Consider the following 18,994-nt stretch of genomic DNA (forward strand, 5'->3'; position numbering starts at 1 on the left):
GATCTTATATTGATTATATAGGAAGGGGAGTTATTGTTTGGTTAAACTGCAGCAGGACATTGACGCGAAAAGAATCAGTACTAGAATTGAAGAACTTGCTCGTTGTTCATCTACTACTGTCGGTGTCACAAGATTACCATTCACCATCGAAAGTACGAAAGCCGAAAGACTTGTTGAAGAGTGGATGATAGCAGCAGGGATGTCTGTTAGAAAAGATGGTCTTAATAATATGATCGGCCGTTATGAAGGAAAAAATCCAACAGCACCCGTTTTAATGATTGGTTCCCATTTAGATAGTGTCATTGAAGCAGGTAAGTATGATGGAATTTTAGGTGTTATTTCGGGAATAGAAGTTGTTCAATACCTTCGCGATAATCAAATTATTTTAGACAATCCAATTGAAGTAGTTGGTTTCTGTGATGAGGAAGGAGTAAGATTTCATTCAACTTTCCTTGGAAGTAAAGCAATCGCTGGAACGTTTACTCAAGAAGATTTGGAAAGAACAGATGAAAATGGAATCACAATTGCTGAAGCTTTAAATGCAATTGGAATTTCTGATCCAGATGCTTATAAAAACGCTAGACGTACTCCTGAGGAACTTCTCGCTTATTTAGAACTTCATATCGAACAGGGACCTGTTCTTGAGAAGGAAAATGAGGCTGTTGGAGTCGTTACCGGGATTGCCGGTGCGACAAGGTTTTCTTTTGACATTATTGGAAAACCGGGTCATGCAGGGACAGTTCCTGTTGCTATTAGACAAGATGCCCTTTTAGGTGCAAGTGAACTTATTTCTTTTATCGAGAAAATTGCACTCGAAAACGAACCATTAGTTGCAACAGTTGGTAAACTTACAGTTAGTCCTGGTGCGAGTAATGTCATTCCTGGTCTGGTTACAGGTACGCTCGATATTCGGGATTTAAATGTCGAACGTAAACAAAAAGCGATTGATGCGATTTTAATGGAAAGTGAAAGAATAGCTCAGACTAGAGGATTGCAAATTACATTTGAACAAGTAATGGAAGCTGACCCGGTATACTGTAGCGGAGAAATCATGACTTTAATTGAACAATCAATTAGTGAACAGGGTGGAAGCGTTATTAAGTTAGTGAGTGGTGCTGGTCATGATGCAATGGCGATGGCCGATGTGACGGATGTTGCGATGATTTTCGTCCGTTGTAAAGATGGTCTTAGTCATCACCCTGATGAATTCGTGACAGATGAAGATATGGGTGCCGGAGCTGAAGTGCTTCTATCTACAGTTATGAAAATAGCTGGAAAACAGTCTAATAATATAGATGATTAATTAAAAAGACTTACAAAAAAACTTGTGAATCGCCTATATAGGATCACAAGTTTTTTCTTTAAGAATAATAAAAAAACAACAAGCAGAAACTATTCACTTATATCGATGATAGAATGAGAAATTTCATTGAAAGGTCTGATTAACTCCCTCTTATTTAAGTGAAATTTGATCGTAAAAGTAACGCGATTCGTAATTGCAGCGATTCTTGAGAATCATGAATGGAATAATTTAAAATTTCCTCACATTTGGCAATTCGATATTTTACTGTATTTCTGTGTACATACAATTTTCTAGAGGTAATTGCAATTTCACAATTATTATCTAAATAGACAAATAAAGTATTAACTAAGTCTTCTTCATCCTTATTTTTCGGATACGCCAGAGAGCGCAACGTATTTTCGTAAAATTTCCGCAGATCCTTCTCAGGAATTAATCGAATCAGTTCCTTTAATTGCTTCGTTTCATAAAAATTTATAAATTTGTATTGAAACAATTCTTCTCCTTGTTTCCATGCCTTCACCGCTTCTTCATACGTTACAGGAATATTGGTAAGATCATTAAAAAAGTTACCGATTCCAAACGAGAGTGAAATTTTCAAATTTGTATAAGCCTCATTCTGAAATTCTATAAGTCTTTCTTCAATTGAGCTTTTATTTGGCTCATCAATATTTGAAGGAAACTGTATTAAAATCACAAAATATGAATCCTTCATGAAAACGATATTTTTATTATCGATTTTTAAAAATGATTGTTTAAAAAATTTATATAAATAATCGTATAATCTATTCATGATATCTGTGCTTTGTTTTTTATCATCTATCTTACATACAATGCAAACGTATTTCTGATTGTCTAATAAGCCATACTGTTTTCCCATGTGAATTATTTCTTGTTTAGTCGATACGTTTCCATCAACAAGCGAAGCAAAAAAGTGATTTTCTAACATACGGCTGTTCTCTCTAATCGCCTCATTTTTAAGCAAGGTGAATGATATGACAGTTGATGCTTGCTCGATGGTTAATTGTGAAGAAGGATATGGCAGCTTCTCCGGATTTAAAATAATTAATAAATATGGATATGGGTTCATCGTTTTTACTTTATACATTTTTAACGAAATTACTGAATGATGTTGACGAGTGATACCGATTGTAAGGTCATTTTTTTCTCGGTAGATATCAAGATTACGTTTAAAATGTTCCTCCACAATTTCCATGACGATTTTCATATTTCCTGTTTGAAAATGGTGGGAAAATGATGTTACATCACCGATAGGGTCTAGAAGGAGAACAGGACATTTTAATAAAGAACCAAGGTTTTCGATTAAAGAATGCAAACTATAGCCTTTCATCATCATATTGGTAAATTTCTTGTGTACATGAATCGCGTAAAATAATTCTTCAATTTGGTTATCCCAAATAAAGCTTAATAATTGATGGGCTACCGTACCTAATGTTAATGATTCCGGAATTTGAATGATTGGAAATTGTAATGAGTCAGCTAAATCGATTACCTCTTGTGGAATGACATCAATGAATCGTTTAAGCTTAATCGCAATTCCAGCACAGGGACGCTTATTTATTTGCGAAATGAGATCACCTAACTGCTGCGGGGCATCTTTGAAGGCGTAGCCTGTCGTCAATAATAAGGAATTCTCGGCTAAAAAATTGATGACGTCAGGAGTTTCTGATATCTCAATTGATTCAACTTTCCTTTTGAGTCCGGCATGTCCAGCAAGAATTTTTGCTTCTTGTAATACATCTACGATGAATAAATCTTCGACAATTTTCATTCTTATCCCTCTTTTTTCCTTCTTTTGCCAAGTGTATTTTAATGATTGAACGAGAATAGACATTTTTTAATGTTTTGTTTAAACAAAAATCTCTAACTAAATTGTTTAGATTGAATAATGATTTTGAAAATTAAATCATTTAAAATTAATTGTACAAAGAATTGATTTGGAATGAAACTGTTTTCAAAAAAATTGCAAAAAGGCAGCTTAATATAAAAGTTATTTATTATCTTGTGGTTTTTACTATTGGGGAGGGAAATTATGGATACATATGATTTAATTATTCGAAATGGAAATATTGTAATAGACTCGATTGTTCAAGGGGATATTGCCATTAAAGATGGGAAAATTAAAGAATTGTCTGTCGGAAAAAGTTTAGCAGCAACTGCAGAGAGGGAGATTGATGCAAGTGGACAGCACATCCTACCTGGATTAATTGATACCCATGTCCACTTTAATGAGCCAGGCAGGACTGAATGGGAAGGCGCACGAACAGGTAGTAGAAGTTTAGCGGCAGGGGGGGGAACAACCTATTTTGATATGCCATTAAATAGTACACCTCCAACAATTAATAAAGAAAATTTAGAATTAAAAAGAGTCTTGTCCGAAGAAAAATCGGTTATCAATTGCCGCTTCTGGGGTGGACTCGTACCAGAAAATATTGAGAATATTAAGGAACTATATGAAAATGGGGTAATTGGTTTTAAGGCTTTTATGTCGCCGAGTGGAATTGCCGATTTCAATCATGTAGATGATCGGTCGATTTTTAAAGGAATGAGTGAAATCGCTTCAATCGGTTCTTTATTAGCAGTACATGCCGAAAGTACGGTCATTTGTGATCAACTCGCTGAAGAAAAACAAAGGCAAAATAAAACATCTGCCAAAGACTTTGTCGAATCAAGACCGATTATTTCCGAAATTGAAGCAGTAAGAAGGATTATATCTTATGCTGAAGCGACAGGTTGTAAACTGCATATCGTTCATGCGAGCAGCCGAAAAGTCGTCCAAGTCATTAATGAGGCTAAGCAGAGAGGTGTAGATATTACTGTGGAAACATGTCCTCATTATTTATCATTGACTTTGAAAGACTTAGAGGAAAAAGGCGGGGTGGCAAAATGTTGCCCACCACTGCGCGATGATCACGAAGTAGAACAGCTATGGCTGGCTGTAGCAAATGGTGAAATTGATGTCATAGCTTCTGACCATTCTCCTGCCCCGCCAAGCATGAAAAAAGTAACAAATGGAGACTTTTTCAAGGCTTGGGGCGGTATTTCAGGTGCTCAATCTACACTGAATATTATGTTGACTGAAGGGTATTTTAATCGTAATCTGCCTTTAGAAAAGGTTGTTGAGTTAACGGCTGCGAATCCTGCTAAGCTGTTCGGACTTTATCCGCAAAAAGGAATCATTGCCGTTGATAGTGATGCCGATCTGGCAATAGTAAATCTAAACGAAAGCTTCGAGCTGAAACAGGAAGATTTGTTCTACCGCCATCAGCAATCCCCATATGTTGGCAAAACCTTTAAAGGAAAAGTGACAACAACGATCGTAAGTGGAAAGATTGTCTTTGAAAATGGCAATATTACAATTGGGGAAAAAACCGAAATCAACTCCTACTAATACCATATGTTAGGAAGCAAAAAGCTAATAACAGGACTAGATTACTACCTCATGTCCTATTATTGGCTTTTTTAGATGTCTAAAGAAAAATGGGAGATACAAATCGGTTTGAAGGACTAAGAAAATAGTAGAAGCAACAGTCACAATTTATCCAAAGTAAACAAAAATAAAAAGTGTTTTTATTCATTAGTGATAATGACGAATGAAGTGAAAACGATTAACATTTAAATTAGAAACGAATAATTCAAAGAATAAAACATAAGGGGAGTTTAAATAAGATGGGTTATCCTAAAGACTTATTATCAAGCAGATCAATCATTGAGCACGGTAAATATGCATTAATCGCACCTGAAGGCTTGGTTAACAATGTGATTCCAGGATTTGAAAATTGCATTATTTCGATTTTAGGTTCACCAAAACTTGGTGCAAGCTTTGTTGATTACGTTGTAACCATGAAACAAGATGGTAAAAATAGCGAGGGATTCGGCGGGCAAGAAAATATCGAGACGTTCGTCTATGTTCTTGAAGGCAAAATTAAAGCTTCTGCAGGTGAGCAAGAATTTATGCTTGAAGAAAGCGGATATTTATACTGTCCTCCAGGAACAAAAATGTATCTAGAAAACCAATTTGGCGGAGAATCAAAACTATTCCTTTACAAACAAAAATATCGTCCACTTGAAGGACGGAAACCATGGGTTTATTCAGACCATGCGAACAAGATTGAATATAGAAATTATGATGATATGCATAATGTCAATATTAAAGATCTTTTACCGACAGACCTAGATTTTGATATGAATTTTCACATTCTTTCTTTTGACCCTGCTGCATGCCATCCGTTTATCGAAACACATGTACAAGAGCATGGTGCCTACTTACTTTCAGGAGAAGGTATGTATAATCTAGACAATCAATGGGTTCCAGTGAAAAAAGGAGATTACATTTTTATGGGACCATATGTACACCAGGCAGCTTATGCTGTAGGCAGAGAAAATTTAACATACGTTTATTCTAAAGATTGCAACCGTGACGCTGCATTGTAAAAAGTCAGCAGAATGATAGCTTAAATGAAGAATAGAAAGAAAGTATATCTTCATTGTTAATGATCATATATAAAATTCGCAACAAAGTATGCGAAAATAGCTAAAAAATAAGAAAAATGAGGTGTTGGGAAGTGGAAGGGGAAGCGACTTTGACAAACATCGAAGCGATAAAAGCAGAAAGAGTTTTCGAAATTGATAAAATCGCAAAATTTGATCCAGATGAAGCGCAAAAAAACTATTTCTATGAAACAGATAAAACAGTTGGAGCCGTTTGGTGTCTTGAGCCTGGTCAGGAATTATATTTACATTCCCATTCGAATGTTGATGATATTTGGGTGTGCATGGAGGGGGAAGGAATTTATTTCCCAGACTTAGAGAATGAAATTCCGATTAAAAAAGGCATGGTATTATTAGCTAAACCAAATCAAATTCATGGAATGAAAAATACAGGGACAGAGCGATTCATGTTTGTAGGCTTTGCTGCTGGTTCATTGCCAATGGATATTACGAGATATTAATAGTAATAATGAATTTATAAACTATAAATTTGTTAAACTAAATAATGTAAGTATCCGTCTTTAAAAAGTCGATTGATGCTTTAAACATTCATATAATAAGTGATTGAAGAGGAGCGATTGTAATGAAGACAGTCGCTTCTCTTCATTTTATATAAATAAATCCAATTTATTTAAATCAATAGGATTCATAAAGTAATCATTTTTTTGGAAGAGGTGTCGATTCATGATAAAGCAAGGAGATGTTGTAGCATTCTTGTCTCCTGTACAGCCACAATCGGATTCTTACAAAGTACAAAATTATATAGGAGAAAGCCGTTTATGATATTTTAGAGAAAATGGTTGATTGGAATAAGTTAACAACGAAATTAGCCGGATAGGCATTACGATAAATAAAGACAAATGGATTGAAACCTTTTCTTTATTTGTTGTCACTTTAAAATTTGGGGTCATTTTTATGCAGGATTTAATCTATTAAATGATATGGCATCCCCTTAACTTTGATAAAAAATATTCTGAATATTCTTGAATCAATTTCTTACATGTGATAAAATTCATTTCAACAAAAGATTTAAGAGAAACTGTATTTCTCAATAAGCAACAGAAAATAGAAAGGCGTGATATTTATGAAATAAGTAAAGAAAGGTGGATACAATATCTAGCCCCTAAACGATTTCCTTAAAAAACGGATATTTCCTATTGGAATTATCCGGTCATAGTTAAACTTGGAAGTTGCATTTAGAAAAAATCACAACTAAATAAATAACTTGGTAATACAGGTCTTTTTTATTAAAATGAATTTAAAACGGCGTTGTTTGATAGCGAACGAATTAGTGCTTTCTAATTATCAATAAAGACGGTATTAATGAAATTTATGCTTATATACCAATGGGTTAGACTGAATTTTCTTTCAAGATTAATAAACTAGATTAAGAGGAGGATTTTTATGTGCGCAAATATTACAATTGAACGGAAAGACACTGATTACCTAGGGTTTTATAAAAATCTCCCTTCAAAAATTTGTTCTGATTGCGGCTATGATATTATCGAACAGCATGAATTGTACCTGACTAAATGTGAACAGTGCATAAAGAAGGAGTATGATTGGGATAAAAAATGAATATTGAAAAACGGTGTTACAAAAAAGCTTTTGAATTTCTCATCTTCGATAAGTACCTTATGGAACTATGTATCACAATAGGCACTTAACGAAGGTATCGAAGTGAAAATGTATGGTTTTGGATCTATAAAATGAGTTTCAGAATTTCTTCATTGTAAAAAGTAATCTGTAAATCGTTGCTTTTTTTTAAAAAAGTATAGAAACGTCGTTCCTTAATGGGCAACATGAGGAAATGAAAGGTGGTGTTAGCACCAGATAGAGGGGGAATTTAATTAGGTTTATCAAAAGAAATTCGCGGAACAGTGTAAACCATGTAGGAAGCGGACATCTATGAGGTTCATTTTCTGCCCCAGGCGAATTGGAGATAACAGCAACAACAAATAGTGCAACCATTAAGAAATGGAAAGAGGGATTGTATGTCAACGTTACGTGAAGAAGCATTAAAGATACACAAAAAGTATCAAGGAAAACTGGGGGTTCATTCAAAAATTCCTGTGCAAGATGCAAATGATTTAAGTCTTGCCTACTCTCCAGGTGTAGCGGAGCCTTGCCTGGACATTCATGAGGATGAAAGCAAAGTCTATGATTACACCATGAAAGGGAATCTCGTTGCTGTTATCTCGGACGGGACAGCCGTACTTGGTCTTGGTAATATAGGCCCGAAAGCTGCTATGCCTGTTATGGAAGGAAAAGCATTATTATTCAAATCATTTGCAGGCGTAGATGCATTCCCGATTTGCCTGGATACAACGGATCCGGATAAAATCGTGGAGGTCGTCAAATTATTGGAACCGACTTTTGGTGGAGTTAATTTAGAAGATATCGCGGCACCGCAATGCTTTGAAATTGAAGATCGCTTACGAAAGGTGTGTGATATTCCTATTTTCCATGATGACCAGCATGGGACGGCCATCGTAACGGCTGCAGGGTTAATCAACGCTCTTAAATTGGCTGACAAAAAAATCGAAGATATTCGTGTTGTGACTAACGGCGCTGGAGCAGCCGGTGTAGCGATTGTGAAGCTCTTACTTCATATGGGGGTAAATGATGTTATTTTATGTGACACAAAAGGGATCCTTTATGAAGGACGTCCTTTCGGGATGAATCCGTTCAAAGAGGAAATGGCTCGAATCACCAATAAAGGACAAAGGAAAGGGACACTGGCAGATGCACTTGAGAGAGCTGATGTATTTATTGGTGTGTCAGCCGCTGGTGCTGTAACGAAAGATATGATTCGTACCATGAACCATCATCCGATTATTTTTGCTATGGCCAATCCGGTTCCGGAAATCATGCCGGAAGATGCAAAAGAAGCGGGAGTGCTAGTCATTGGAACAGGCCGTTCTGATTTTCCGAATCAGGTTAACAACGTATTGGCGTTCCCAGGAATTTTCCGTGGAGCATTAGATGTTTACGCAAAAGAAATCAATGAAGAAATGAAGATGGCAGCAGTTTATGCCATTGCCGGATTGATTTCAGATAAGGAGCTTAATGTGGATTATGTTATTCCAGATCCATTCGACCGAAGAGTTGCAGCACATGTAGCAGCAGCTGTTGCCAGAGCAGCGATGGAAACTGGTGTTTCACAAAAACATGTTAATGTAGAAGAAATCAAAAAGAATCTTTTATTGGTAGAAGAAAAACAGCCAATTTTTTTATAAAGAAAGCCTATTCACTGATATAGTTGTCTAGGAAAACAAACTACACGTAAAGTTATGAGCAGACATACAGTATTTTTTTTGAAAACTTGGACATACGGACACAACAATATAAACACAGAGTGGAGTTAGTATGTCCAAGGATAATTTATTTTAATTAATCTGTGCTAATTTTATTATTAGATTTTGATGGATGATATAACTGTATTGTTCCAGCAATATTTCACGTTAGTAACGTTGAAGTTAATTTATTGTTACCCTTTTTGGTTTACTCTCCCCGGTTAGTTCTTCGTTCAAGCTCTTCAAATACTCAAAAAGTAGTAAAATACACTCCTGTTTAATAAGTCGTTATTATTTAACCTTAAAACCGCCTCTCATTTATTTCCGTGAATGATTATTGTTTTTAAAAACTAGGATTCTTTTATCTTAGTATGAACTAGACAGAAGGAAGAATATATTTCTACCATTTCAATATGTGTTTTTTTGAACTAAACGGCCCAAAATCTACGGTAATTAGACAAGAAAGATTAGTGCCGTAAGTAATGAACAAATTAAGCAGATGTAATATTTATCCCCAATTTCATTCAATAAAGTTTGGTTACACTTTGTCTGAGATTTACATAAAATCAATAATAAATAAAGGAATAAAAAATTTATTTTAAAATTTATAATTTTGAAATAAATATTTTGAAAAATATTGAAATAAAATAGATTATCATGCTATGCTATTTTAAACAAATAATGAAACGTTGTGGCGTAATAACGAACGACGAAGTAAAAACACAAATTGTATTTCAATTAATTTGGGGGGAATCGTATCATGGTAAATTATATTAAAAAAGGAAAACTTCAAGTAGCTCAAGAACTCTATGAATTTATTAATTCAGAAGCCCTTCCAGGTAGCGGATTGGATACAAATCAGTTTTGGTCTGGTTTTGAAGGGTTAATCCATGACTTAACACCTCTTAACAAGAAGTTATTAATGACACGTGAAGTTATTCAAAGCAAACTAAATACATGGTATCGCGAAAACAAAGGAAACTTTGACCTCGATACATATAAGTCATTTTTGAAAGAAATTGGTTATCTTGAACCGGAAGTAGAAGATTTTGAGATTGGTACAGCTGGAGTGGATGATGAAATCACCCTACAGGCAGGCCCGCAATTAGTTGTACCGGTAAATAATGCGCGTTATGCGATTAATGCAGCCAATGCTCGTTGGGGTAGCCTTTATGATGCTTTGTACGGTACAGATGCAATCAGTGAGGAGGATGGAGCTGGGCGTCAAGGCGGTTATAACCCTGTCCGCGGCAAAAAAGTAATCGAATTTGCCAGAAATTTTCTAGACCAAGCAACACCCTTAAAAGATTTCTCTCACAAGGACGTAGATCGCTATACGGTGGCAGATGGAAAACTTAACGTTTCTTTAAGAAATGGTATCAAGACTGGTTTAAAGAATGAAGCAAAATTTGTCGGCTTCCAGGGTGATCATGAAAACCCATCTGCTATCTTGCTGAAAAATAACGGACTTCATTTTGAAATACAAATCGACCGTAATCATCCGATTGGCAAAACGGATAATGCTGGTATTAAAGATGTCCTCTTAGAAGCAGCTGTTACAACGATTATCGATTGCGAGGACTCTGTTGCTGCGGTAGATGCTGAGGATAAGGTGCTAGTCTATCGAAACTGGTTGGGCCTTATGAAAGGAAACTTATCATCAACATTCAAAAAAGGCGATAAAGTCATGACACGGATGCTCAATCCGGATCGTAGGTATGTATCGCCCAAAGGAAATGAAATTACGTTAAAAGGCCGTTCCCTTCTATTTGTCCGTAATGTAGGACATTTGATGACAAATAGTGCAATCCTTGATCAAAACGGGGATGAGATACAAGAAGGGATAATGGATGCTGTCATCACGAGCCTTGTCGCGAAACATACGCTGCTTGGAAACGGAAAATACCAAAACACGGCTAAGGGATCTATCTATATTGTAAAGCCGAAAATGCATGGGTCGGAAGAGGTCGCTTTTGCTAATCAGCTTTTTAGCAGGGTTGAAGATTTACTTGGACTTGAACAAAACACTCTTAAAATAGGTGTTATGGATGAAGAACGACGAACGACATTGAATTTGAAGGCATGTATTAAACAAGTGAAAGACCGGGTTGTATTTATAAATACCGGGTTTCTCGACCGAACAGGAGATGAAATTCATACCTCTATGGAAGCTGGCCCAATGATTCGGAAGAATGATATGAAATCATCCAAATGGCTGCAGGGGTATGAACAATCAAATGTATTTGCAGGACTCTCATGCGGCTTAATCGACCGTGCCCAGATTGGAAAAGGAATGTGGGCAATGCCAGATTTAATGTCTGATATGCTTAAGCAAAAGATTGGTCAAGTAAAAACCGGAGCAAATACCGCTTGGGTACCATCTCCAACAGCTGCAACATTGCATGCTTTACACTACCATGAAGTAGATGTAAAAGCAGTGCAGAATGAAAAACTAAATCAGTCAGCAGACTTACTTGAAGATATTTTAGAAATTCCAGTTGTTAAAAACCATAACTGGACTGCTAGGGAAATTCAGGAAGAACTAAATAACAATTGCCAAACTCTTCTTGGCTATGTTGTCCGCTGGGTTGACCAAGGAGTTGGCTGTTCAAAAGTATTGGATATCAATAATGTGGGATTAATGGAAGATCGTGCAACATTAAGAATTTCTAGTCAGCATTTGACTAACTGGCTTCACCATGGTATTTGTACAAAAGAGCAGGTCCTTGGTACATTGCAGCGCATGGCAAAAGTAGTAGACCAGCAAAATCTAGGAGATTCTTATTATCGATCAATTGCTCCCAATTTTGACGACTCTGTGGCTTTCCAGGCTGCTTGCGACCTGATTTTCGAAGGTTATGACCAGCCAAATGGCTATACTGAACCAATTCTTCATCGAAGACGTATTGAAGCAAAAGCAAAGTTTGCGGTAGATCAATAATTAATCATATGGATATGATAAGAGGCATTCTAGTGATTAGAATGCCTTGTTTTATACCGTCTAGGTGCAGCCACTAATGTATTTGAGGAAGCTTTAACAATAATGTAGTTACTCTTAAGAATATGAACCTCAGTTGAAACAATGAAATTTACAAGGTTACACATTGGTCTTCAACTCTGCTTCAAAACCTGAATATATATTTCATTGCCGGAGGTTACTGTTTTTTTCTTTAAATAAATCCATTTTGACCAATCAAAATGGATTCTTATTATTTTAAAAAATACTGGTAAGTGGGGTATTTTAAATAAAATCAACTTTATTTAAATAATTGTTTTTTAACATCAGTCCCGATTTCGGATAATATTTGTTCCGCCATTCAGTAGCTATTCCAGGAATGGAATCTAGTCTTTCGATATCTTCTTGGTGGGTGCTTACTCTTTTCGCCACTTCTTGATCCAGCATCTCGATTTGTTCAGTCAAAAACTCAATATGCTTTAAAATGGTTTTCAACAAAAGATGTTGATGCGAATTAATATAACCTTTAAGAGCAATCCAATGAAACAAATACAAAAATTCGTTTCATTTCGGTTGACAAAGAGAGATTAACTCTTGATTTGATTTTGTTAGACAATCTGATTGATGAGAATACCAAACTTGCCGCCGTAACACTTGCCTCCAATGTCGTTGGGGCCATTACGGATGTTGAAAGGATTGCAAAGTTGGAAAAAGTGAAGTGGAAGCGTTACTAACTGTAGATGCCGTTCATGCTACCCGCATTTTCTGGTACAGTTCTATAAAATCGGTGCCGATTTCTTATTTTGTTCCGCATAAAAGTTTTTTGGACCACACCTGGGTATCTAATGCGAAGAAATTAGGCTTTTTCATTGCTCTATTAAAACGCCATTTAATTGATTCAGGCTTTAATCTATTTGTTTTATAGTCAATTAATTTAAATCGACATAGATATTATCTAAAGGTATTTTGGTATGATTTGATACTAATTCCTTTATCACTTTTTGAATGTTTTTAACTAACTTCGAAGAAGATTTTACTCTAATTAATGTGTATACTTCTTCTTCATTTATGCACCATACTTTTACATCCTCAACAGTTAGATCTTGGTTGGTTTCTTGTAGAGATTTTACAATCCCATCAACGGAATAGCCATTAGGGGTCCCTTCCATTAAGATATTAAAGGATTCTTTTGTGATTTTAACGCCACCAGTAATTATGATTATCGATGTTATTAAACTACCAATTGGGTCTAACCATGTTAGGCCAAAATATTTAATACCCAATGCTGCAATGACAACACTCACACTAGTAAATAAGTCAGCCAAAACGTGAATCATTGCACTTTTTACGTTCAAACTGGAATTAGCTTTCGTCAAAATATAGCCCACGATTCCATTTACAACTAAACCAATCGTACCGACAACTAACATTTGGTTCGGAATGATTTCTATTGGATTAAACATACGACTGATCGCTTCACCAATTATAAATATAGGGATAATCACTAATGTAAAACCATTAATAAATGCTGCGATTGGTTCAAATCGTTTGTAGCCAAATGTTTTATTTTTTGTTACTGTCTTTGTAGCTAGAATGGTTGCGATTAGTGAAAGAATCAATGAGAAAGCGTCTGAACCCATGTGTACACCATCGCCCATCATCATTAAGGAACCTGAAATAAATCCGTAGATAATTTCAGCTAAAGCAAAAAACAGGGTTAAGGATGCAGCCCAAATAAAAAGCTTTTTATTTTTTTTATAGTAGTTATCTAATTGCCCATCGTTGCTACTCATTTAAGTCATCTCCTAGATTAGAATTATTATAAATTTATAATACGGTTACTGTTAGCTAAAGTCAAATATAATCGAGAATATTTTTCTATAAGTGAGAATGATAATTCCCCTCAATTACTGTAATATTGGACTATGCGATAAATAATTGCTAATATTAATGATAATAATTATCATATAATTATATTTACTGAAGTATCGATTACTGTCACTTTTGATAAAGTAAGTATTCGTGGATAATAAGCACTGTTATAATCGCATAACAACTAAGATAGTGAAGGGATGTACTGAAACTAACGGTGCTTTAGTGGAGTAGAATAATCTATGCTCCTTTGGAGTTCAAAGCAAAAAATTAGCCTTCAACGAGAACTTCTGCTAGGTATAACCTTGCAAATAAAATACCAATAGAATACTTTATAAGATTAAAAAAGGTCACAATAAACCTGAGAACTAAGCCTTGAAATAACAAATTAAAACACACTGTGAATTCATATGTGAAAACCAGAGTGTTTTATGTTGTTATTTGATTGTTTGCACTTCTAAAGTAAACCCGTTAAAATTCTACAGTTTTTTAAAATAATAATCAAAAAATTTTAAAAGTTAATAATGTTGAAAATTATTTAAAATTCCCATATAATGTTCACATCATCGTATTTATCTACCTCACAGATTTAAATACTAGGCAAAGAAGAAAACGGTTTTTTTTTTTAATAAACATGGAACAGCGTTTTGTAATAAACAACAACTGCGATGATGCAATTAATGTCTATTTACTCCCTTAGATATTTACACAATGAGAAACATTTAGATCAAATTTACTATCTGCTACTCTGTTTTTTTGCCAAGAAAAATCTATCTTTTCTAATGTTTAAGGAGGAAAATAATGAAAACGAAATCATCTAATGATGTAAACGCTGTCTTCAACGAAAAACTCCCGCTGGTAAAGTTATTGCCCCTCGGACTTCAGCATCTCCTTACAATGGTAGGATCCTTTATGGTTCCAGTTATTGTCGGTAGTTCAATTGGGCTCGACGCAAAAACCATTGCCTATTTGGTTTCCGCTATTTTACTTTCAAGTGGATTAGCCATCCTTATTCAGGTTTTTGGAATCGGTAAAGGAATTGGTTCTAGACTACCATTTGTAATGGGTTCATCGTTTATCACGCTTGGCCCAATGATCATCATTGGCAAACAATATGGACTTCCTACTCTTTTTGGCTCAATTATAGCGTCTGGAATTATTATTGTCCTTCTCTCATTTTTCTTTGATAAAATTCTATTATTATTTCCAAAGGTTGTTACAGGAACTTTCATTACCATTATGGGAATTACTCTTGCACCGACCGCCTTTAAAGATTTTGCAGGCGGTGAAGGAACTCCTGGTTACGGTTCTCCTACAAACATCATTATTGGATTAATTGTTTTACTCACCATTGTTTTACTTCATAAGTATGGAAAAGGAATTATTAAAACATTGTCCATGCTGCTCGGAGTTGCGATCGGAACAGTAATCGCTGGATTTATGGGGATGATTAATACAAGCCCGGTATCATCAGCAAATTGGGTTCAAGTCATCACCCCATTCCACTTTGGCGCGCCAGTCTTCAAGGTAAGCGCTATTATTACGATGACCATTTTCTGTATTATTAACCTTATTCAATGTTTCGGTTCCTTCTCAGTATTAGATGAGGCTTGTGAAACTGAATCATCTGAAAAGACAATTGTAAGCGGATTAAGAGGGCAAGCAATCACTCAAGTATTATCGGGTTTGTTTAACTCTGTACCTCATGCATTCTTAAATGAAAACATTGGCGTTATGGCCCTAAGCGGTGTGAAAAGCCGTTATGTATCAATCACAACTGGATGCTCTCTTGTCATCCTAAGCTTTTTACCCAAATTTGCAGCTGCTATTACCATCATTCCGGCATGTGTCCGCGGCGGTGCGATGCTTGCAATTTTCGGTATGGTAACAGCAGCTGGGATTTCAATTCTTTCAAAAGTTGATTTCCATAAGACTCATGCAACACTTATCATCGGTACGAGCATGTCTGTTGGCGTAGGTTCAAACTTCCAGCCCGATGTATTTGCTCATATGCCAGCCATGATTCAGATGTTGCTAAGCAATGGCCTATTCTCAGCAAGTATCATTGCAATCGTATTGAATCTATGTCTCAATTTCCAAACTATATTTAAGTTACCAAGTTTACAATCAGAGGAACAAGAGCTGATCCGAGAAGGCTCTTAAAAAACAAGGCCCTATTGCAATGGGGCCTTTTTGGAATGGTGGCAGATACGGAACAGGTTGTTTCCTTTTGGCGGATGCACGCTCCCCAATCCCCCCAGTTTTTGATCTGAACGGTTGATAGACAAAAAAACGACCATGCTTATTTTGACAAGCCCCAACAATAAAAACAGTGGTAGCCTAGGATGAGAAAATAAAGCTCTAGCCTGTCGCTGTTTTATTGATTATTACTGCATCCCTTTTTCCTTTGAACAAACGGGTTAATCCAATATGAAATAGTATAAGAATATTAGTAGTAGGCGATACCTACACGCTATTTTATATTAGCGCGTGCTTTTATCTGTTTAAAAGTAAATTCTGCTGTATCCGGTACGGATATTTCAGCTGCACCCTCCGGCAAAAAATTTCGGTCTATTCGATATTTACCTACCCTTAGGATTAATTTATTTTGTTTCATCGTTTGATACTTTAAATTTTTTCCTCGCTAAAAATTTGCCGATTTATGGTAATTTCGATTCATTATTGGTAATTTCTGTAAAGTCAATTTCGTGAGTTTATAAAAATTAAAAACCTAAACTTTACAAAGGTATTCAAGGAAAGTTGAAAGGAAACTTTTTGAAGTATACGAAAAAACACTTTAACTTTTTGTAATAATTTTTAAATAATAATCAGAAAAATATTGAAATTAGGAATTTTTGGTGCTAATATTATAAATATATTTTGGAACAATGTTCCTTAATGAGCAACAAATTGCGTATCATTACATTTTGGGAAGGGGGAAGTTAATTGTCCTACAGTAAAAGACAAATTGTTGGTAAGAGGATTTCAAATAGAATGAATAAATTAACGGCAATCTCTGTGCCTTCAATCGGTGTAACTTGATTGTCTTTTACAAAGGAGTTTCGTGAAGGCAAGGAATTAGTTAGTAAAAGGAGAGCAGGCATGACGGTACGAAGTGAATCCTGCATGGGGTGATCAGCATCCTCGGTTTGGTTAACCGGGAAGTGAAGTGAATGTATTAGAATTAACAGAGCATCTACAGGTATTAAAATGGTTATATCATGTGAGGGCTCACAAAATGTTGTTGTCTTTGAAGTAAAACCGGTGGAAATGAAAATTCGGATGTGGAAGGTGCACAATCCAAACGACTTTTGTCCAAGCCTGGGCAAGAGTTTAATGCATTGTTCTTAGATTTATTCTTAATAAAAAACGATTGTGAATTATAAAAAAGGGAGGAATTTTGGCAAGTTACGCAGAATGATAAATTAAATCATTTTTTGACAGCGTTTGCACGGGCATCTCAAAAATAATGTAAATTTTTGATTAAAAGGGAGTAAATATGTCTATCTATGAAGCTGTTGTATATAAAGATAAAGATAAAGAATTAATGTCAAAGGTGAATTCTTGAATCAATCTCAAATGTGATTCATAGTTTTGATTTTGTTGCCAAAAAATTCCGAATATTATTTATATTCTGCGAGTAATTTGTTGTTTAATGAATAGTTGCCCCGGCTTTGTGAAAAATGCAACTCCAATATTTTCGTATATCAAGGAGGAACATGGATGGGAAAATTAAGCTTCGGTAAAACAATTGCGTTAGGATTTCAGCATGTTTGTGTTATGTATGGCGGTGCTATAGCAGTCCCATTAATTGTAGCCCATTCACTTGGATTGACACAACAACAGCTTGTTTATCTTATTTCGTTTGATTTATTGTCATGCGGTATTGCGACTTTAATCCAAGTAATTGGTTTTGGGAGTATCGCCGGTATTCGATTACCCGCTTTAATGGCCGTATCCTTTATCGTTCTTGATCCTGCCATAGCAATTGGCAAGGCATATTCGATAACAGGTGTATTCGGGGCAGTTATGGTTTCAGGAATAGTAATTGCCCTTTGTGCCCCGTTTATTGGTAAGTTGGCAAAGTTTTTCCCTCCTATTGTTTCGGGTTCTGTGATTCTCATAATTGGTATTACCTTAATGCCTGTTGCGATGGCTAATGCTGCGGGCGGTCAAGGAGCTGAAAATTTTGGGGATCCAAAGAATCTGCTCATCGCTGTATTTACCTTACTCTGCTTTTTAATTTTCAACACATTTTTTAAGGGATTTTTAAAGTCAATTTCTGTCTTAATTTCGATGATCATTGGTACAGTGGTAGCTAGTTTCTATGGAATGGTGAATTTTTCAACACTAGGTACAGCAAAATGGTTTAACATTGTCACGCCATTTTATTTTGGAACACCTACATTCCACCTTTCTGCCATTATTACAATGGTTATTATCTCCTTTATTATTGCGATTGAAAGTATTGGCGTATTTATGGCACTTGGTGAATTTTCAGATAGGAAAATTGGCGAAGCCGATATTAAAAAAGGACTACGTGCAGAAGGAATTGGCGCATTTATAAGTAGTATCCTAAATTCCTTCAGCCATTCGACTTTTTCACAGAATGTCGGTCTAGTTATGCTTACGAAAGTAACAAATTTAAGTGTTTTGGTTGCTTCCGGGATTATCCTTGTATTTTTAGGTCTAGTACCAAAAGTAGGAGCTCTCACCACTATGATTCCTGCTCCTGTTCTTGGTGGGGCCATGATCCCGATGTTTGGCATGCTAATTGCTGCTGCATTAAAAATTATTGGGAAAGCGGATATGTCTTTGCCATCTAATCAAATTACAATTGCTATTGGCGTTGGTATCGCATTAGCAATAAAAGGTGTCCCCACTGCCTTTACTCATCTTCCACAAACTCTTCATTTATTAATTGGGGATGGCGTTGTAGTTGGTGCATTAGTTCTTGTTATATTAAACGCATTGTTAAATGGTAGTTTGCAAGAAGGGCATTTTCATGGATTCGAGAAAGTAGAAGCAGAAGCCATATTGGATGCTGAATAGAACAGG

15 protein-coding genes are annotated in these 18,994 nt (G+C 35.6%); 11 read left to right on the plus strand and 4 right to left on the minus strand.

Annotation, left to right across the window (positions count from 1 at the left end):
- The first annotated feature begins 37 nt into the window (after window positions 1-37).
- Window positions 38-1,303, plus strand: coding sequence for an allantoate amidohydrolase (locus M028_RS0115085; RefSeq protein WP_026574588.1), 1,266 nt, complete (start codon window positions 38-40; stop codon window positions 1,301-1,303).
- 154 nt (window positions 1,304-1,457) lie between these two features.
- Here M028_RS0115085 and M028_RS0115090 read toward each other — a convergent pair whose 3' ends face one another.
- Window positions 1,458-3,092: a PucR family transcriptional regulator gene (locus M028_RS0115090; RefSeq protein WP_026574589.1), complete on the minus strand. Its 1,635-nt coding sequence runs from the start codon at window positions 3,090-3,092 to the stop codon at window positions 1,458-1,460.
- A gap of 261 nt (window positions 3,093-3,353) precedes the next feature.
- Between M028_RS0115090 and M028_RS30160 the strand changes: the two genes are divergently transcribed.
- The 6 genes from M028_RS30160 to M028_RS0115120 all read left to right on the plus strand — a co-directional run bounded on the left by M028_RS30160 (window position 3,354) and on the right by M028_RS0115120 (window position 12,049).
- Window positions 3,354-4,712, plus strand: coding sequence for an allantoinase (locus M028_RS30160; protein WP_035424166.1), 1,359 nt, complete (start codon window positions 3,354-3,356; stop codon window positions 4,710-4,712).
- 278 nt (window positions 4,713-4,990) lie between these two features.
- Window positions 4,991-5,755 carry a (S)-ureidoglycine aminohydrolase gene (gene allE, locus M028_RS0115100; protein ID WP_026574590.1) on the plus strand — a complete coding sequence of 255 codons (765 nt, stop codon included), beginning with the start codon at window positions 4,991-4,993 and terminating at the stop codon, window positions 5,753-5,755.
- A gap of 149 nt (window positions 5,756-5,904) precedes the next feature.
- On the plus strand, window positions 5,905-6,273 hold the full coding sequence (locus M028_RS0115105) for a cupin domain-containing protein (RefSeq protein WP_231510819.1): 369 nt from the start codon (window positions 5,905-5,907) through the stop codon (window positions 6,271-6,273).
- Window positions 6,274-7,216: 943 nt separating this feature from the next.
- Window positions 7,217-7,390 (plus strand): protein YhfH, encoded by a 174-nt coding sequence (yhfH, locus tag M028_RS32145; RefSeq protein ID WP_081810758.1) that lies wholly within the window; start codon window positions 7,217-7,219, stop codon window positions 7,388-7,390.
- A 416-nt stretch (window positions 7,391-7,806) separates the two neighbouring features.
- Window positions 7,807-9,051, plus strand: coding sequence for an NAD(P)-dependent malic enzyme (locus M028_RS0115115; protein WP_026574592.1), 1,245 nt, complete (start codon window positions 7,807-7,809; stop codon window positions 9,049-9,051).
- An 817-nt stretch (window positions 9,052-9,868) separates the two neighbouring features.
- Window positions 9,869-12,049, plus strand: coding sequence for a malate synthase G (locus M028_RS0115120; RefSeq protein ID WP_026574593.1), 2,181 nt, complete (start codon window positions 9,869-9,871; stop codon window positions 12,047-12,049).
- A 300-nt stretch (window positions 12,050-12,349) separates the two neighbouring features.
- Here M028_RS0115120 and M028_RS0115125 read toward each other — a convergent pair whose 3' ends face one another.
- Complete coding sequence (locus M028_RS0115125) at window positions 12,350-12,619, minus strand: hypothetical protein (RefSeq protein WP_026574594.1); 270 nt, start codon at window positions 12,617-12,619, stop codon at window positions 12,350-12,352.
- A gap of 44 nt (window positions 12,620-12,663) precedes the next feature.
- Between M028_RS0115125 and M028_RS32855 the strand changes: the two genes are divergently transcribed.
- Window positions 12,664-12,798, plus strand: a complete 135-nt coding sequence (locus M028_RS32855) for an aminotransferase class V-fold PLP-dependent enzyme (protein ID WP_231510820.1) — start codon at window positions 12,664-12,666, stop codon at window positions 12,796-12,798.
- Window positions 12,783-12,989: a hypothetical protein gene (locus tag M028_RS0115135; protein ID WP_026574595.1), complete on the plus strand. Its 207-nt coding sequence runs from the start codon at window positions 12,783-12,785 to the stop codon at window positions 12,987-12,989. Before M028_RS32855 ends, M028_RS0115135 begins: the two co-directional genes overlap by 16 nt.
- Before the next feature lie 4 nt (window positions 12,990-12,993).
- Here the strand turns inward: M028_RS0115135 and M028_RS0115140 are convergent, their stop codons facing one another.
- Window positions 12,994-13,857 (minus strand): cation diffusion facilitator family transporter, encoded by an 864-nt coding sequence (locus M028_RS0115140; protein ID WP_026574596.1) that lies wholly within the window; start codon window positions 13,855-13,857, stop codon window positions 12,994-12,996.
- A gap of 880 nt (window positions 13,858-14,737) precedes the next feature.
- Between M028_RS0115140 and M028_RS30165 the strand changes: the two genes are divergently transcribed.
- Window positions 14,738-16,099, plus strand: a complete 1,362-nt coding sequence (locus M028_RS30165) for a nucleobase:cation symporter-2 family protein (protein ID WP_081810759.1) — start codon at window positions 14,738-14,740, stop codon at window positions 16,097-16,099.
- Between the two features lie 788 nt (window positions 16,100-16,887).
- Here M028_RS30165 and M028_RS32865 read toward each other — a convergent pair.
- Window positions 16,888-17,064, minus strand: coding sequence for a hypothetical protein (locus M028_RS32865; RefSeq protein ID WP_155925624.1), 177 nt, complete (start codon window positions 17,062-17,064; stop codon window positions 16,888-16,890).
- Between the two features lie 595 nt (window positions 17,065-17,659).
- Between M028_RS32865 and M028_RS0115160 the strand changes: the two genes are divergently transcribed.
- Window positions 17,660-18,988, plus strand: a complete 1,329-nt coding sequence (locus M028_RS0115160) for a nucleobase:cation symporter-2 family protein (protein WP_026574597.1) — start codon at window positions 17,660-17,662, stop codon at window positions 18,986-18,988.
- The last annotated feature ends 6 nt before the right edge of the window (window positions 18,989-18,994 follow it).

The sequence above is a fragment of the Bacillus sp. UNC438CL73TsuS30 genome, from assembly GCF_000482325.1.
Classification (GTDB): domain Bacteria; phylum Bacillota; class Bacilli; order Bacillales; family Cytobacillaceae; genus Neobacillus.

What these genes read in the sequence shown, in the direction of transcription:
- M028_RS0115090 (WP_026574589.1), bottom strand. Translation starts at nt 3,092, where the DNA reads ATGAAAATTGTCGAAGATTTATTCATCGTAGATGTATTACAAGAAGCA.
- allE (WP_026574590.1), top strand. Translation starts at nt 4,991, where the DNA reads ATGGGTTATCCTAAAGACTTATTATCAAGCAGATCAATCATTGAGCAC.
- M028_RS32865 (WP_155925624.1), bottom strand. Translation starts at nt 17,064, where the DNA reads ATGCAGGATTCACTTCGTACCGTCATGCCTGCTCTCCTTTTACTAACT.
- M028_RS0115115 (WP_026574592.1), top strand. Translation starts at nt 7,807, where the DNA reads ATGTCAACGTTACGTGAAGAAGCATTAAAGATACACAAAAAGTATCAA.
- yhfH (WP_081810758.1), top strand. Translation starts at nt 7,217, where the DNA reads ATGTGCGCAAATATTACAATTGAACGGAAAGACACTGATTACCTAGGG.
- M028_RS30165 (WP_081810759.1), top strand. Translation starts at nt 14,738, where the DNA reads ATGAAAACGAAATCATCTAATGATGTAAACGCTGTCTTCAACGAAAAA.
- M028_RS0115160 (WP_026574597.1), top strand. Translation starts at nt 17,660, where the DNA reads ATGGGAAAATTAAGCTTCGGTAAAACAATTGCGTTAGGATTTCAGCAT.
- M028_RS0115140 (WP_026574596.1), bottom strand. Translation starts at nt 13,857, where the DNA reads ATGAGTAGCAACGATGGGCAATTAGATAACTACTATAAAAAAAATAAA.
- M028_RS0115120 (WP_026574593.1), top strand. Translation starts at nt 9,869, where the DNA reads ATGGTAAATTATATTAAAAAAGGAAAACTTCAAGTAGCTCAAGAACTC.
- M028_RS30160 (WP_035424166.1), top strand. Translation starts at nt 3,354, where the DNA reads ATGGATACATATGATTTAATTATTCGAAATGGAAATATTGTAATAGAC.